Source organism: Pseudomonas sp. LFS044 (assembly GCF_047978245.1).
Taxonomy (GTDB): domain Bacteria; phylum Pseudomonadota; class Gammaproteobacteria; order Pseudomonadales; family Pseudomonadaceae; genus Aquipseudomonas.
The window spans coordinates 70,672-85,208 of record NZ_JBFPFX010000006.1 but is presented as its reverse complement, the minus strand read 5'-3'; the positions used below and the strand labels follow the sequence as shown (position 1 = coordinate 85,208).

The window sequence follows — 14,537 nt, the reverse complement described above, 5'->3', positions numbered from 1 at the left end:
GGCCTCCTTCAAGGGGTTTCGATGCGGCGCTGCAGCAGGTTGATCAGCAGCAGCAGGATGAAGGAAACCACCAGCATGAGCACGCCGATGGCGGTCGCGCCGGTGTAGTCGTACTGGTCGAGCTTGACCATGATCAGCAGCGGCAGAATCTCGGTTTTCATCGGCATGTTGCCGGCAATGAAGATCACCGAACCGTACTCGCCGACGCCTCGGGCAAACGCCAGGGCAAAGCCGGTGAGCCAGGCGGGCAACAGAGCCGGCGCCAGGATGTGGCGGAACACCTGCAGGGGTTTTGCGCCCAGGCAGGCCGCAGCCTCTTCGACTTCACGCGGGATGTCTGCCAGCACCGGCTGCACCGTACGCACCACGAACGGCAGGGTGACGAAGGTCAGTGCCAGGGTAATGCCCAACGGTGTGTAGGCGATCTTGAAGCCCAGGTCGGTGGCGAACTGGCCCACCCAGCCAGCAGGGGCATACAAGGCGGTCAGGGCGATACCGGCTACGGCGGTGGGCAGGGCAAACGGCAGGTCGATCATCGCATCGATGATCTTGCGCCCAGGGAAGGTATAGCGCACCAGCACCCAGGCCAGCAGGGTACCGATGACGCCATTGATGATGGCGGCGAACAGGGCGGTGCCGAAACTCAGCTTGAGCGCGGCGATGACCCGTGGCGCGCTGATGATGTTCCAGAACTGCTCCCAGGTGAGCTGCGAGGCATGAATGAACATGGCCGCGAGCGGTATCAGCACGATCAGGCTGAGGTACACCAAGGTGTAGCCCAGTGTCAGCCCGAAGCCGGGTATGACGGGGGAAATGCGACGTGACATAAATATCCCTGGTTGAACGCACGAAGCCCGGAAATAATTCCGGGCTGGTGCAAGCTTCTGAATCCCGGGGCAGCTGGGCAGCCCTTCGCCGGCAAGCCAGCTCCCAAAGGATTACCACAGGCCTGAGCGCTGCGCGATTCCTGTAGGAGCTGGCTTGCCGGCGATGGGCCGCCAAGCGGCCCCGCTTTTCCTCGGCCAGTTACTGGGCCTGATAGATCTGGTCGAACACACCACCGTCGTTGAAGAACTTGGGTTGTGCAGTCTTCCAGCCACCGAAGTCCTTGTCGATGGTTACCAAATCCAGTTTCGGGAACTGCTTGCCGAATTCGGCAGCGACTTTCGCGTCACGTGGGCGGTAGAAGTTTTCGGCGGCGATTTTCTGGCCGGCCGGGCTGTACAGGTGCTTGAGGTATTCCTCGGCGATCTGTTCGTTACCCTTTTTCTGCGCGTTCTTGTCGACCACAGCCACTGGCGGTTCGGCAAGGATCGACAGCGAAGGCACGACGATTTCGAACTTGTCGGCGCCGCCGTCTTCCTTCAGCGCCAGGAACGCTTCGTTTTCCCAGGCCAGCAGCACATCGCCCTGGCCGTTGTTGACGAAGGTGATGGTCGAACCACGGGCGCCGGTATCCAGTACAGGCACGTGCTTGAACAGCTCTTTCACGTATTCGGTGGCTTTGGCTTCGCCACCTTGCTTCAGGCCATAGGCCCAGGCTGCGAGGAAGTTCCAGCGGGCGCCGCCGGAGGTTTTAGGGTTCGGAGTAATGACCGAGACGTCCTTCTTGATCAGGTCGCCCCAGTCCTTGATGCCTTTCGGGTTGCCCTTGCGTACCAGGAACACGATGGTCGAGGTGTACGGGGTGCTGGCGTCCGGCAGGCGGGTCTGCCAGTTCTCCGGCAGGGTCTTGCCGAGCTTGGCGATTTCGTCGATGTCGCCGGCCAGGGCCAGGGTCACCACGTCGGCGCGCAGGCCGTCGATTACCGCACGCCCCTGTTTGCCCGAGCCGCCGTGGGACTGCTGGATCTTCACCTTGTCGTCCGGGTGCGCTTGCTGCCAGTGCTTGATGAATTCGGCGTTGTACTGCTGATACAGCTCGCGCGTCGGGTCATAGGACACGTTCAACAGTTCGTAGTCCTTGGCGATGGCGGAACCGGCAAAAACGGCACTGGCCAGGGCGGCGAGCGCATAACGGCGGATGGACATGGTGAAGCTCCCGATTGGCATTTTTCTAGTTTTGAGTGTGGTGCGGTATCAGCCGGGCTTGTTGCCGGGCTGTTGCAGGCGGAACTTCTCCTTGCGCTCGATCTGCACGACCTGAGCGTTATGCACGGTAATCTCCACCGCACCGAAACGCAGATCGCGCAGGGCGCTCTGGATCTCACGCAGAATGGTGGCTTCGTCCTGACCGTCGATGCTACGCAGAGATGCACTCATGCTCGTTCTCCTTGGAGTGAGGGTGCCGGGCAGAGGTTTGAAGGGGTTTGCGCCTGGCTTGAGGGCAATAGTAGTGAGGCGCGGATATTCTTAAAAATACTGTTTAAGAATGTTTATATAACCATTTTAAAAACTTGCCATGAAGACTTGTGGGAGCGGGCTTGCCCCGCGAATGCTTAGGTGAATTCACCATCGCATTCGCGGGGCAAGCCCGCTCCCACAGGGTTCAGAATCAGGTTTTACTAGCGTTTTCAGGTTCGCGGATTTTGTACCAGGCCACATACAGCGCCGGCAGGAACAGCAGCGTCAGCAACGTTGCACTGATGATGCCGCCAATCATGGCGTAGGCCATCGGGCCCCAGAACACTTCGCGGGCAATCGGGATCATGCCCAGGCTGGCTGCCGCGGCGGTCAGTAGAATTGGCCGGCGGCGGTGGTTGGTAGCTTCCACCACCGCATCCCACGGTGAATAGCCCTGGGCTTCGAACTCGTCGATCTGGGTCACCAAGATCACCGAGTTACGAATGATGATGCCGGCCAGGGCGAGAATCCCGAGAATCGCCACAAAGCCCATCGGCGTGCCGGTCGGCACCAGCGCCAGCACCACACCGATCAGCCCCAGCGGCGCCACGCTGACCACCAGGAACAGCTTCTGCACGCTGTGCAGCTGGACCATCAGGAAGGTCGCCATGAGGAACAGCATCAGCGGAATGACCTTGGCGATCGGGCCCTGGGCCTTGCTGCTCTCCTCCACCGTACCGCCCGTGGCCACTTCGTAGCCGACCGGCAACTGGCTGGCGAACTCATCGATCTTCGGCTTCAACTGGGCCACCAGGTCGGTGGGCTGGATGTCCCCGTTTACCGACGCCTTGAGCGTGATGGTCGGCTTGCGGTCACGGCGCCATACCAACGGCTGCTCCAGTTCGTAGCGTACGGTGGCGAAGGCCAGTAGCGGTATCGAGGTGCCGCTTGGGGTGACGATCTGCAGGTTCTGCAGCGTGTCCGGCGAGCCCCGCTCGCTGTCCACGGCGCGGGCGACCACATCCACCAGGTAGATATTGTCGTTGACCTCGGTCACCGGTGCGCCGCTGACAATGCTGTTCATCACGTTGGCCACGTCTTCGGACGACAGCCCAAGCTGGCGCGCCTTGTCCTGGGCGATTTCGATGCGCAGCACCTTACCGGGCTCGTTCCAGTCGTAGATCATCTCGCCGATGTGCTGGTTGGCATCGAGCAATGTGGCCAGCTCGATCGCGTGCTTGCGCACCTGGTCGATGTCCTTGCCGCTGACGCGATACTGGATCGGCCGGCCTACCGGCGGGCCCATTTCCAGCGACTGCACATTGCTGCCGATGCCGACGAACTCTTCATGCAGCAACTTCTGCAGGCGCGCCATCATGCCCGCGCGCTCCTCGAAGCCTTTGCTGACGATGACCAGCTGGGCGTAGTACGGGTTCTGCAGTTGCTGGTCCAGAGGCAGGTAGAAGCGGATCGCGCCCTGGCCTATGTAGGTACTCCAGCGCACCATGTCCGGGTCGTCCTTGATTCTGGCTTCCAGGCGGTCGACCACTTTGCGCGTCTCTTCGATCGAGGCGTTTTGCGGCAGGTTGAGGTCGACGAGGATTTCCGGGCGGTCGGAAGACGGGAAAAACTGGTTCTGCACGAAGCGCATGCAGACCAACGCCAGGACGAACAGCACGATGGTGCCGATGATGGTCAGCCAGCGGTTGCGCATGCACCACAGCAAACCGCCTTCGAACGCCCGCCCGACACGGCCGGGCTCCGCCTCGTGGGCCTTGAGCTTGTCGGCCTTGAGAATATGCACCCCGAGCACCGGCGCGAAGAAAACCGCCACCACCCACGATACGATCAACGCCACGGCGATCACCGCGAACAGGGTATAGGTGTACTCGCCGGCGGAACTGGCATTGAGGCCGATCGGCACGAAGCCGGCCACGGTCACCAGGGTGCCTGTGAGCATGGGGAATGCCGTAGAGGTGTAGGCAAAGGTCGCCGCCTGCTCTTTGCTCTCGCCCATTTCCAGCCGTGTGACCATTACCTCGACGGTAATCATCGCATCGTCCACCAACAGGCCAAGCGCAATGATCAGCGCCCCCAGCGAAATCCGCTGCATGGTAATGCCGCTGTATTCCATGAACACGAAGACCATGGCCAGCACCAGCGGGATCGAGCAGGCCACCACCAGCCCGGCGCGTACGCCCAGGCTGACGAAGCTTACCGCCAGCACGATCACCACCGCCTCGAACAGGGCGCTGGTGAAGCCGCCCACTGCGTCCTTGACCACCACCGCCTGGTCGGACACGGTGTGCACGCCTACGCCAACTGGCAGCTCGCTGACGATGCTGTCCATCTTCTGCTTCAGCGCGGCACCGAAGACCTGAATGTTGCCACCGGCCTTCATGCCGATCGCCAGGCCAATCGCGGACTGGCCGTTGTAGCGGAACATCGGCGAAGGCGGGTCGACGTAGCCGCGCTCGATATCGGCGATATCGGCCAGGCGGAAGAAGCGGTCGTTGATCCGCAGGTTGACGGTTTGCAGGTCTTTCTCGGAGGCGAACTGCCCGGTTGTACGAACAGAAATGCGCTCTGGCCCGGCTTCGATCACCCCGGCTGGGGTTACCGTGTTCTGTTGCTGCAGCGCCTGCATGACTTGGCGCTGGTCGATGCCCAGGGCCGCCAGCTTGCGGGTGGAGAACTTCAGGTACAACACCTCGTCCTGGGTGCCGACCAGTTCGATCTTGCCGATATTGGGGACTTCGCGCACCTCGGCCCGGGCCTGCTCCACGTAGTCGCGCAGTTGGCGCATAGTCAGGCCGTCGGCGGTAAAGGCGTAGATGGAACCGAACACGTCGCCGAATTCATCGTTGAAACCAGGCCCCTGGATGCCTTGGGGGAATTCGCCGCGAATGTCCTGGATCTTCTTGCGCACCTGGTACCAGATGTCCGGGATGTCGCCGGCCTTGGTGGTGTCGCGCAGGTAGACGTAGACGGTGGACTCGCCGGGGCGGGTGTAGCTTTTGGTGTAGTCGAGGGAGTCGAGCTCTTCGAGCTTCTTCTCGATGCGGTCGGTGACCTGGTAGAGGGTCTCGTCCTGGGTCGCACCCGGCCAGCGGGTCTGGATCACCATGGTCTTGATGGTGAACGACGGGTCTTCCTCACGGCCCAGGTTGAAATAGGAAAAAATCCCCATCAGCAAACCGACGAACATCAGGTACCAGACGAAGGACTGGTGGCGCAACGCCCATTCGGACAGGTTGAAGCTTCCTTTCATTGCGCGTCCTCGTCGAATGTAACTTTCTGGCCGGGCTTGAGGCTGTTCACGCCGGCGGTCACCACCCGCTCGCCGGGTTGCAGGCCGGCGCTCACCAGGACGCTGTCGCCAGTGCGCTCGGTAAGCGTAACGTCACGGGTGGCGACTGTTTTCTGTTGTGGGTCGATCACCCAGACCTGGGTTTTGCCATCACGTTCGAGCAGCGCGCTCAGGGGCAGTTCGCTGCGTGGGGTGATCGCCGAGGTCAGGGTTACGCTGATCGCAGTGCCCAGGTGGAACGCCGCCGGGGTGCTGGCCAGGGTCAGCCGGGCACGGCGGGTGCGCGTTGCGGCGTCGGCCTGGGGTTCCAGCTCGCGCAGGGTAGCCGTGGTGTTGATGCTGCTATCCAGCTGCGAGGCAACGGTGAACGTAAGGTCCTTGGTCAACGCTTCGGCGATGCTGATCGGCAGGTCGATGACCGCTTCCTTGACGTCTGGACGGGCCAGGGTGACCACGGCCTCCCCGGCCGTGACGGTCTGCCCGGCTTCGGCCTGCCAGGCGGTGATCACCGCCGCATGGTCGCTGCGCAAGGTGCTGTAATCGAGCTGATCGCGCGCCTGGCTGACCGCCGAGCGGGCCTGCTCCAGGCTGGCACCGGTGGTTTTCAGGTCGGTCTGGGCAATGTCCAGCTGGGCCTGGGCGCCGACGCCGCGGTCATATAGCTGCTGCTGGCGGCGTGCGTTGGCCTGGGCGTTGATCCACTGCGCCTGAACCCTGGCCAGGTCGCCCTCGGCGGCGCGCAGCTGGTTCTGCTGGTCGGTCGGGTCAAGGGTGGCCAGGGTATCACCGGGCTTCACCTGGGCGCCGACATCCAGCCAACGCCGGGCGATGCGCCCGGATACGCGAAAGCCCAAGGTGCTTTCGAAACGCGCCTGAATGGTGCCGGCGAAGCGGCCCAGTTGTGACTGCGCCTGGGCCTCGACCAAGGTCGACAGCACCGGGCGCACGGCTTCGGGTTGCTCTTCTTCGCTGCCACAGGCGGTCAACAGCAAGCCGGCCGCGCACATCAGCAATAGTCGTTTCATGGCGCGGAGCCTCCATCCTTGGCATCGACTTTTTCAACCTGCATGCCCGGATGCAACAGCTGGCCACCACTGACCACAACGGTCTCGCCCCCTTTCAAGCCTTGGGCGACGACGATCTTGCCGGTCAGGTAGCGGGTAACCTGGACCTTGCGCAATTCAACCTTGTCACCCTCACCCACCACCCATACCGCCGGCGCGTGCACTTCCTTGGTCAGGGCCGACCAGGGCAGTTCGATGCTAGGCCGCCCCTGGGCGTTGGCCGTGGCCGTCACGGGCGAGCCCAGCTGCATGGCTGGCGGCACATTGCGCAGCGCCACCTTGACCTGCACCGTGCCGCTCTGCGCGGATACCGTCGGGGTAACTTCGCGGACAAAGCCCTGGGCCTGCACTTTGGGGTCGTCGAGCAGGCTGACGATCACGCCAGCGTCGCTGGGCGGTGCCACCAGCAGCGATTCGTAGACGTTGAACACCGCATCGCGGTCGCCATCGCGGGCCAGGCCGAAGATCGGCTGGGTGGCCTGCACCACTTGGCCGACCTCGGCCTGGCGCTCGGTAATCACCCCATCGGCTTCGGACACCAAGGCGGTATAGCTCAGTTGTTCCTTGGCGTTGGCCAGTTGCGCCTGGGCAGCCTTGAGCGCGCTCTGGTTACTGCGCAGCGCGGCCTCGGCGGCGTCGTACTCGCTCTGGCTGGTATAGCCCTTGGGCAGCAGTTTTTGCTGGCGCACAAACGCGGCGGCGGTCTGCGTCACACGTGCCTGGGCGGCAAACACCTCGGCCTTGGCCGAGTCGACATTGTTCTGCAGGTCTTTCGGGTCGAGCCGCGCCAGCACCTGGTTGGCCTTGACGTGATCGCCCACATCGACGCTGCGCGAGATGATCTTGCCGCCGACACGGAACGACAAGTCGGTTTGTACCCGCGCCTGTACGTCGCCGGTCAGGGTGACCCTGGCCGCGAAGTCAGTAGGTTGTACTTGCAGCACGCCGACCCGCGGCAGCGTCTCGGGGGTTTCTTGCTTGCCACAGCCGGTGAGCATGTACAGCACACTCAGGCCTGCCAGCACCAGTGGACGCGTCACCCTCATGCAGGCTCCTAGCTTGCGCACAAATGATTTGTGAGATGCGACAGTCAGCGTAGTTCAGGGTTCGCTAAAGATCACGAGCGAGGGTGCGTGAGGTGAGGGGTGCCAGTGCATCCGGCACAAGGCAGCGCCAACAAGGTCAGGTCATTGAAAAACTAGTATTTCTGCCAGTAGTCGGGTGTCGCCCGCCATTCCACAATTTACTCAACCTGATCGCTTCGACAAATGCACCGTTGGATAAGCGCTCTTTCGCCAGACCTTGACTGAGAGAAAAGTCCCGTGGCCACCATTAAAAAAGCCTCCCGCTTTTACCAAAACGGTCGTTTAGCCACCGAGCTCAGCGGCGCGGAAACACGCTCCGTTTTCCAGCATAAAAATGGCCTCTTGGCACAATCCACATCAGGTGCTGAGGCAACGCATACCATCATGGCGGTGAACAGCGCCAATACGGTCATCACCGAGTTGGGGCTTGCCGGTAAGGCGCAGTTCCCGTACACCCCTTATGGCAGACGCCCACCCCAGAGCGAAGCGAATAACCCCTTGGCATTCAACGGCGAGCCACTAGACTCAGCAACAGGTGGTTATTTGTTGGGGAATGGTTATCGCCTGTTCAACCCCACGCTCAAGCGGTTCTGCAACGCTGATAACCTTAGCCCGTTCGATAAAGGCGGGCTGAACGCTTATGGATACTGCTCGGGGGATCCGGTCAATCGCGTTGATCCCTCGGGGCATTTTGCCTTCCACACGCTCTTATTCGCTGCATCAATGGTCACGTTTGCAACGGCAACCGCACTGGAAATTGCAGCGAATGTTGTAAAGTCCGATACAGCACGTAAGGACTTGGCCATAGCAGCTTATGTTTTAACTGGCGTCGGTTTAGCTCTAACGGGAGGTGCCATTGCAGCAAGAAGATTCAATTTTTCACCATTCCGACGTCAATCAGCCGGACTTCGGCCCACTCAATCTATGGAACTCCAACCACGCCTGTCCAATAACGTCACTAATCGCTGGGGTTTCTCGAATACAGAAGGGTCGGCGTACGGGCTCAATGAGATGCCTCCACCTTATAGCTCTGTGTCTAATGGCGCTCAGCCAGCGCCAATTTTAGATGTCCCCCCACCCACTTATGTAGACGCTGCCCGAGCTTTGAATTCACCCTTTACCAACTCTACTAGTAACACCGTCAGACAACGCTGGCTCAGCACCAGGGTGCCGACTGTGCGTCGACAATAATGATATGCCGACGACGCTAAACTTACTGGAGGGTATGAGCCAGGCAATTGCGGAGCTTGCACGGGCCTGTTCGCGGCACTGGCTGGCCGCGAACAGGCTTTATCTCACGCTGAAACCGTGAGCTGGCTCGGGCGCTTGACCTGCGGCTGCGAGGCGTTCGCCGCCGCACCTTCTTCGATCGCCTGCTGGATCGCCTTGCGGCGACGTTCTTCGGCCCGGCGGCTGAAGAACCAGACGAAGAAGGTCACCAACGACACCGACAGCAGGATCAGGCTGGCCACGGCGTTGATTTCCGGTTTGACGCCCAGGCGCACCGCCGAGAACACTTCCATCGGCAAGGTGGTCGAGCCAGGGCCGGACACGAAGCTGGCCAGTACCAGGTCATCCAGCGACAGGGCGAACGACATCATGCCGCCCGCTGCCAGCGACGGCGCGATCATCGGGATGGTGATCAGGAAGAACACCTTCCACGGCTTGGCACCCAGGTCCATGGCAGCTTCTTCGATCGACAGGTCCAGCTCACGCAGCCGCGCCGACACCACCACCGCCACATAGGCCGCGCAGAACGTGGTGTGGGCGATCCAGATGGTGACGATACCGCGCTCCTGCGGCCAGCCGATCATTTGTGCCATCGCCACGAACAGCAGCAACAGCGACAGACCGGTGATCACCTCGGGCATCACCAGCGGCGCGGTGACCAGGCCACCGAACAGCGTGCGGCCCTTGAAGCGGGTGACCCGGGTCAGCACGAAGGCCGCCAGGGTACCCAGCGCCACCGCTGCCACCGCCGTATAGCAGGCGATTTCCAGCGAACGCATCACCGAACCCATCAGCTGAGTGTTGTCGAGCAGGCCGACGTACCACTTGATCGACCAGCCACCCCACACCGTCACCAGCTTGGAGGCGTTGAACGAGTAGATCACCAGAATCAGCATCGGCAGGTAGATGAACAGCAAGCCGAGCACCAGCATCAGCTTGGAGAAACTGAAGCGTTTCATGCGCGGCCCTCCATTTCTTTGGCCTGGCTGCGGTTGAACAGCAGGATCGGCACGATCAGGATCGCCAGCATCACCACCGCCAGGGCGGATGCCACCGGCCAGTCGCGGTTGTTGAAGAACTCCTGCCACAGCACTTTACCGATCATCAGGGTTTCCGGGCCGCCCAGCAGTTCCGGGATCACGAACTCGCCCACCACCGGGATGAACACCAGCATGCAGCCGGCGATGATGCCGTTTTTCGACAGTGGCACGGTGATTTTCCAGAAGCTGTTGAAGGTGCTCGAGCCCAGGTCCGATGCTGCTTCGAGCAGGCTCTGGTCATGCTTCACCAGGTTGGCGAACAGCGGCAGGATCATGAACGGCAGGTACGAATAGACCACGCCGATATACACCGCCAGGTTGGTGTTGAGGATCTGCAGCGGCTGGTCGATCAGCCCGGTCCACATCAGGAAACCGTTGAGCAGCCCGTTATTGCTGAGGATGCCCATCCAGGCATAGACGCGGATCAGGATCGCGGTCCAGGTCGGCATCATGATCAGCAGCAGCAGAACCGTCTGGGTTTCCTTCTTGGCGTTGGCGATCGAGTAGGCCATCGGGTAGCCGATCAGCAGGCACAGCAAGGTGCTGAAGAAGGCCATCTTCAACGAGCCCAGGTAGGCCGAGATGTACAGCTCATCCTCGGTCAACAGGCCGTAGTTGGCCAGGTTGAGCACCAGCTGGATCTTGTCTTCGACGTAGCTGTAGATCTCGGTATACGGCGGGATCGCCACGTCGGCTTCGGCAAAGCTGATCTTCAACACGATGAAGAACGGCAGCATGAAGAACAGGAACAGCCAGATGAACGGCACGCCGATCACCAGGTGCCGCCCCTCCGGGGTCAAGCGCTGGAAGGCTCGCTTGAGCTTGCGCAGTTTCATGACCGCAGTACCACGCCGCTGTCATCTTCCCACCACACGTACACTTCATCGCCCCAGGTCGGGCGCGTGCCCTGGCGCTCGGCGTTGGCGACGAACGACTGCACCACCTTGCCGCTCGGCAGCTCGACGTAGAACACCGAGTGGCCGCCCAGGTAGGCGATGTCGTGGACCTTGCCGCGCGACCAGTTGTGCTCGAACTCGGGCTGCTTGGTGGTTACCAGCAGCTTTTCCGGGCGCAGCGCATAAGTGATGTGCTTGTCTTCCACCGAGGTGGTGATGCCGTGGCCGACGTAGATCTTGCGCTCCAGTTCCGGGCTGGCAATGATCGCGTGGCCTTCGGCGTCGTCGACCACGTCACCCTCGAACAGGTTGACGTTGCCGATGAATTCGCACACCAGGCGGCTGGTTGGCGTCTCGTAGATATCCACAGGCGAGCCGATCTGGGCGATCCAGCCCAGGTGCATGATGGCGATGCGCTGGGCCATGGTCATGGCCTCTTCCTGGTCGTGGGTCACCATCACGCAGGTCACGCCTACGCGTTCGATGATTTCGACCAGCTCCAGCTGCATCTGCGAACGCAGCTTCTTGTCCAGCGCGCCCATCGGCTCGTCGAGCAGCAGCAGCTTGGGGCGTTTGGCCAGCGAACGGGCCAGGGCCACACGCTGACGCTGGCCACCGGACAACTGGTGCGGCTTGCGCTTGGCGTACTGGGTCATGTGCACCAGCTTGAGCATTTCGGCCACGCGGGCGTCGATGTCAGCTTTGGGCAGTTTGTCCTGCTGCAGGCCAAAGGCAATGTTCTGCGCCACGGTCATGTGCGGGAACAGCGCGTAGGACTGGAACATCATGTTGATCGGCCGCTCGTAAGGCGGCATGTCGGTGATGTCGACGCCGTCGAGCAGGATGCGCCCTTCGGTAGGCCGCTCGAAACCGGCGAGCATGCGCAGCAAGGTCGATTTGCCGGAACCGGAGCCACCCAGCAGGGCGAAGATCTCGCCTTTACGGATTTCCAGCGACACATCGTCTACGGCGATGGTTTCGTCGAACTTCTTCGTGACCCGGTCGATCTTGACCAGCACCTGCTTGGGTTGCTGGCCACCCTCGAGGGCTTTCTTATAGGCACCGGAGGCAACTGCCATGAGTGAAACTCCCAACAAGATTTGTGTGCCCGCCCCCGCTTTGGCGGCGGGCCTGGATTGTTACTTGCCCGACTTGACCTTGGTCCAGCTGCGGGTCATCAAACGTTGCACCTTGGGCGGCAACTCACTGTTGACGAACATCTTGTCCAGCACTTCCTGCGGTGGGTAAACCGCGGCGTCAGTCCTCACGGCCTGGTCCATCAGGTCGCCAGCCTTGGGGTTCGGGTTGGCGTAACCGACGTAATCACTGACCTGGGCGATAACCTCAGGTTTCAGCAAATAGTTGATGAAGGCATGGGCCTCTTTGACGTTCTTGGCGTCCTTGGGAATCGCCAGCACGTCGAACCAGAGGTTGCCGCCTTCCTTGGGAATGGCGTAGGCCAGGTTCACGCCCTTCTTCGCTTCTTCAGCGCGGGCCTTGGCCTGGAACACATCACCGGAGAAGCCTGCCGCGACGCAGATATCGCCGTTGGCCAGGTCGGTGATGTACTTGGACGAGTGGAAGTAGGTCACGTACGGGCGCACTGCCAGCAGCTTCTTCTCGGCCTTTGCATAATCCTTGGGGTCGGTGCTGTTGGGGTCGAGGCCCATGTAGTTGAGCACCGCTGGCAGCATTTCGTCCGCCGAGTCGAGGAAGGCCACGCCGCATTTGGAGAGCTTCTTCATGTTCTCGGGTTCGAACAGCACGGCCCAGGAGTCGATGGTGTCCACGCCCAGCGCGGCCTTCACCTTGTCGACGTTGTAGCCGATGCCATTGGTGCCCCACAGGTAAGGTACGGCGTACTGGTTACCCGGGTCGTTCTTCTCCAGGCGCTTCATCAACGCTGGGTCGAGGTTGGAATAATTGGGCAGCAGGTTCTTGTCGAGCTTCTGGAACGCGCCCGCCTTGATCTGCTTGCCGAGGAAATGGTTGGACGGCACCACCACGTCATAGCCGGTGTTGCCGGCCAACAGTTTGCCTTCCAGGGTTTCGTTGGAGTCGAAAACGTCCTGCACGGGTTTGATCCCCGTGGCCTTCTCGAAGTCCGCCAACGTGGTCGGGCCGATGTAATCGGACCAGTTGTACAAATGCACCGTAGGCGCCGCTTGGACGCTGCATGCCAGCGTCAGGCCCGCTCCAGCCATCAAGGCTTTGCGTAATACAGAAATAGACAAGTGGGTGTCCTCACAATCAGTGCCTTGGTAACGGCGCAGCGCTGCGGCGGAGGCAAAACCGGCGCGCAACTTACCTTCGCAGCCTCGATGCCGCAATCATCAATTGCCATTCACTGGCTCTGGGCCGGAAAACCCCGGCCCAGAGGTTGTGCATCAGGCTTACTTGCCCGACTTGATCTTGGTCCAGCTGCGGGTGATCAAACGCTGGGCGGCAGCTTCGGGAGCGGCGATCGCGTACAGTTGTTTTTTCACGTCAGCCGGCGGATAGATGCTCGGGTCGCTGGTGATGGCCTTGTCGACCAACGGGGTAGCAGCCTCGTTGCCATTCGGGAAGCGCACGGCGTTGGTGATTTCAGCCATGATTTCCGGCTGCAGCAGGAAGTTCATGAACTGGTAGGCGGCATCCTTGTGCTCGGCATCTTTCGGGATGGCGACCATGTCGTAGAAGGTACCTGCACCTTCTTTCGGAATGACGTAGTCCACTTTGACCTTGTCGCCAGCTTCATGGGCGCGGGCCTTGGACTGCTCCAGGTCACCCGAGTAACCGACGGCTACGCAGATGTTGCCGTTGGCCATGTCGCCGATGTACTTGGACGAGTGGAAGTAGGTGATCGAAGGACGGATCTTGAGGAACAGGTCCTCGGCGGCCTTCAGGTCCTCTTTGGTGGTGCTGTTGGTCGGCTTGCCCAGGTAGTGCAGCGCGGCCGGGATCATCTCGGTCGGTGCATCCAGGAAGCTTACGCCGCAGCTTTTGAGCTTGGCGATGTTCTCAGGCTTGAACACCACGTCCCACGAGTCGATCTTGTCCACGCCCAGTGCGGCCTTGACCTTCTCGGGGTTGTAGCCGATGCCGATCGAACCCCACATGTACGGGAAGGCGTGCTTGTTGCCCTGGTCACTGGCGTCACCGACGGCCTTGAGCAGGTCTGCATCGAGGTTTTTCCAGTTCGGCAACTTGGAGCGGTCGAGCTCTTCGTAAACGCCAGCCTTGATCTGCTTGGCCAGGAAGTTGTTGGACGGTACGACCACGTCATAACCCGACTTGCCTGCCAGCAGCTTGGCTTCCAGGGTTTCGTTGCTGTCGAAGACGTCGTACTTGACCTTGATGCCGGTCTGCTTTTCGAACTTCGCGATGGTGTCCGGAGCGATGTAGTCCGACCAGTTGTAGACGTTCAGCACCTTGTCTTCAGCCTGTACAGCGGTGGCCATGGCACCCATCAGGGCGGCGGCCAGCAACGTCTTGCCCATTTTCTTCATGCGTCATGCTCCAGAATTTTTATTTAGCCATCTGTTCAGCAGCCAGGACCTACGGTGCAGAGCGCCGGGCGACTGGAACAGCCGCTAGTCTGGCAAGTTACAAGGCGCTGTTTCAAGGAAAGCAGCCCCTTGTAACCA

General features: G+C 61.0%; 12 protein-coding genes. 1 reads left to right on the top strand and 11 read right to left on the bottom strand.

The features are described from left to right. Nucleotides 1-8: 8 nt before the first annotated feature. The 6 genes from cysT to ACNQPL_RS06760 all read right to left on the bottom strand — a co-directional run bounded on the left by cysT (nucleotide 9) and on the right by ACNQPL_RS06760 (nucleotide 7,703). Nucleotides 9-827 (bottom strand): sulfate ABC transporter permease subunit CysT, encoded by an 819-nt coding sequence (cysT, locus tag ACNQPL_RS06785; protein WP_012274724.1) that lies wholly within the window; start codon nucleotides 825-827, stop codon nucleotides 9-11. Between the two features lie 199 nt (nucleotides 828-1,026). Further along, nucleotides 1,027-2,031 (bottom strand): sulfate ABC transporter substrate-binding protein, encoded by a 1,005-nt coding sequence (locus ACNQPL_RS06780; RefSeq protein WP_346615278.1) that lies wholly within the window; start codon nucleotides 2,029-2,031, stop codon nucleotides 1,027-1,029. Nucleotides 2,032-2,079: 48 nt separating this feature from the next. Continuing rightward, nucleotides 2,080-2,262, bottom strand: a complete 183-nt coding sequence (gene oscA, locus ACNQPL_RS06775; RefSeq protein WP_003248957.1) for a sulfur starvation response protein OscA — start codon at nucleotides 2,260-2,262, stop codon at nucleotides 2,080-2,082. A 232-nt stretch (nucleotides 2,263-2,494) separates the two neighbouring features. Continuing rightward, a complete protein-coding gene (locus ACNQPL_RS06770) occupies nucleotides 2,495-5,554 on the bottom strand; it encodes an efflux RND transporter permease subunit (RefSeq protein WP_416466273.1) in 3,060 nt (1,019 codons plus the stop codon). Then, on the bottom strand, nucleotides 5,551-6,618 hold the full coding sequence (locus tag ACNQPL_RS06765; RefSeq protein ID WP_416466272.1) for an efflux RND transporter periplasmic adaptor subunit: 1,068 nt from the start codon (nucleotides 6,616-6,618) through the stop codon (nucleotides 5,551-5,553). Before ACNQPL_RS06765 ends, ACNQPL_RS06770 begins: the two co-directional genes overlap by 4 nt. Continuing rightward, the gene (locus ACNQPL_RS06760) at nucleotides 6,615-7,703 is read right to left on the bottom strand and encodes an efflux RND transporter periplasmic adaptor subunit (RefSeq protein WP_416466270.1); all 1,089 of its coding nucleotides are present in this window, start codon (nucleotides 7,701-7,703) and stop codon (nucleotides 6,615-6,617) included. Before ACNQPL_RS06760 ends, ACNQPL_RS06765 begins: the two co-directional genes overlap by 4 nt. Before the next feature lie 276 nt (nucleotides 7,704-7,979). Here ACNQPL_RS06760 and ACNQPL_RS06755 point away from each other — a divergent pair, with 276 nt between their 5' ends. Then, the gene (locus ACNQPL_RS06755; RefSeq protein WP_416466269.1) at nucleotides 7,980-8,933 is read left to right on the top strand and encodes an RHS repeat-associated core domain-containing protein; all 954 of its coding nucleotides are present in this window, start codon (nucleotides 7,980-7,982) and stop codon (nucleotides 8,931-8,933) included. Nucleotides 8,934-9,037: 104 nt separating this feature from the next. Here the strand turns inward: ACNQPL_RS06755 and ACNQPL_RS06750 are convergent, their stop codons facing one another. The 5 genes from ACNQPL_RS06750 to ACNQPL_RS06730 all read right to left on the bottom strand — a co-directional run bounded on the left by ACNQPL_RS06750 (nucleotide 9,038) and on the right by ACNQPL_RS06730 (nucleotide 14,399). Next, nucleotides 9,038-9,931 (bottom strand): ABC transporter permease subunit, encoded by an 894-nt coding sequence (locus tag ACNQPL_RS06750; protein WP_346615273.1) that lies wholly within the window; start codon nucleotides 9,929-9,931, stop codon nucleotides 9,038-9,040. Then, complete coding sequence (locus ACNQPL_RS06745) at nucleotides 9,928-10,848, bottom strand: ABC transporter permease subunit (RefSeq protein WP_346615272.1); 921 nt, start codon at nucleotides 10,846-10,848, stop codon at nucleotides 9,928-9,930. The genes ACNQPL_RS06750 and ACNQPL_RS06745 overlap by 4 nt, the downstream gene beginning before the upstream one ends. Further along, entirely contained in the window at nucleotides 10,845-11,987 is a 1,143-nt protein-coding gene (gene potA, locus ACNQPL_RS06740; protein WP_416466268.1) for a polyamine ABC transporter ATP-binding protein, read from the bottom strand. Before potA ends, ACNQPL_RS06745 begins: the two co-directional genes overlap by 4 nt. A gap of 60 nt (nucleotides 11,988-12,047) precedes the next feature. Further along, on the bottom strand, nucleotides 12,048-13,142 hold the full coding sequence (locus tag ACNQPL_RS06735) for a polyamine ABC transporter substrate-binding protein (protein WP_387522936.1): 1,095 nt from the start codon (nucleotides 13,140-13,142) through the stop codon (nucleotides 12,048-12,050). A gap of 159 nt (nucleotides 13,143-13,301) precedes the next feature. Beyond that, nucleotides 13,302-14,399, bottom strand: coding sequence for a polyamine ABC transporter substrate-binding protein (locus ACNQPL_RS06730; protein ID WP_346615269.1), 1,098 nt, complete (start codon nucleotides 14,397-14,399; stop codon nucleotides 13,302-13,304). Nucleotides 14,400-14,537 lie beyond the last annotated feature (138 nt).

Excerpts from the sequence above, each read along its gene's own strand:
- cysT (WP_012274724.1), bottom strand. The coding sequence starts at position 827 with ATGTCACGTCGCATTTCCCCCGTCATACCCGGCTTCGGGCTGACACTG.
- ACNQPL_RS06780 (WP_346615278.1), bottom strand. The coding sequence starts at position 2,031 with ATGTCCATCCGCCGTTATGCGCTCGCCGCCCTGGCCAGTGCCGTTTTT.
- oscA (WP_003248957.1), bottom strand. The coding sequence starts at position 2,262 with ATGAGTGCATCTCTGCGTAGCATCGACGGTCAGGACGAAGCCACCATT.
- ACNQPL_RS06770 (WP_416466273.1), bottom strand. The coding sequence starts at position 5,554 with ATGAAAGGAAGCTTCAACCTGTCCGAATGGGCGTTGCGCCACCAGTCC.
- ACNQPL_RS06765 (WP_416466272.1), bottom strand. The coding sequence starts at position 6,618 with ATGAAACGACTATTGCTGATGTGCGCGGCCGGCTTGCTGTTGACCGCC.
- ACNQPL_RS06760 (WP_416466270.1), bottom strand. The coding sequence starts at position 7,703 with ATGAGGGTGACGCGTCCACTGGTGCTGGCAGGCCTGAGTGTGCTGTAC.
- ACNQPL_RS06750 (WP_346615273.1), bottom strand. The coding sequence starts at position 9,931 with ATGAAACGCTTCAGTTTCTCCAAGCTGATGCTGGTGCTCGGCTTGCTG.
- ACNQPL_RS06745 (WP_346615272.1), bottom strand. The coding sequence starts at position 10,848 with ATGAAACTGCGCAAGCTCAAGCGAGCCTTCCAGCGCTTGACCCCGGAG.
- potA (WP_416466268.1), bottom strand. The coding sequence starts at position 11,987 with ATGGCAGTTGCCTCCGGTGCCTATAAGAAAGCCCTCGAGGGTGGCCAG.
- ACNQPL_RS06730 (WP_346615269.1), bottom strand. The coding sequence starts at position 14,399 with ATGAAGAAAATGGGCAAGACGTTGCTGGCCGCCGCCCTGATGGGTGCC.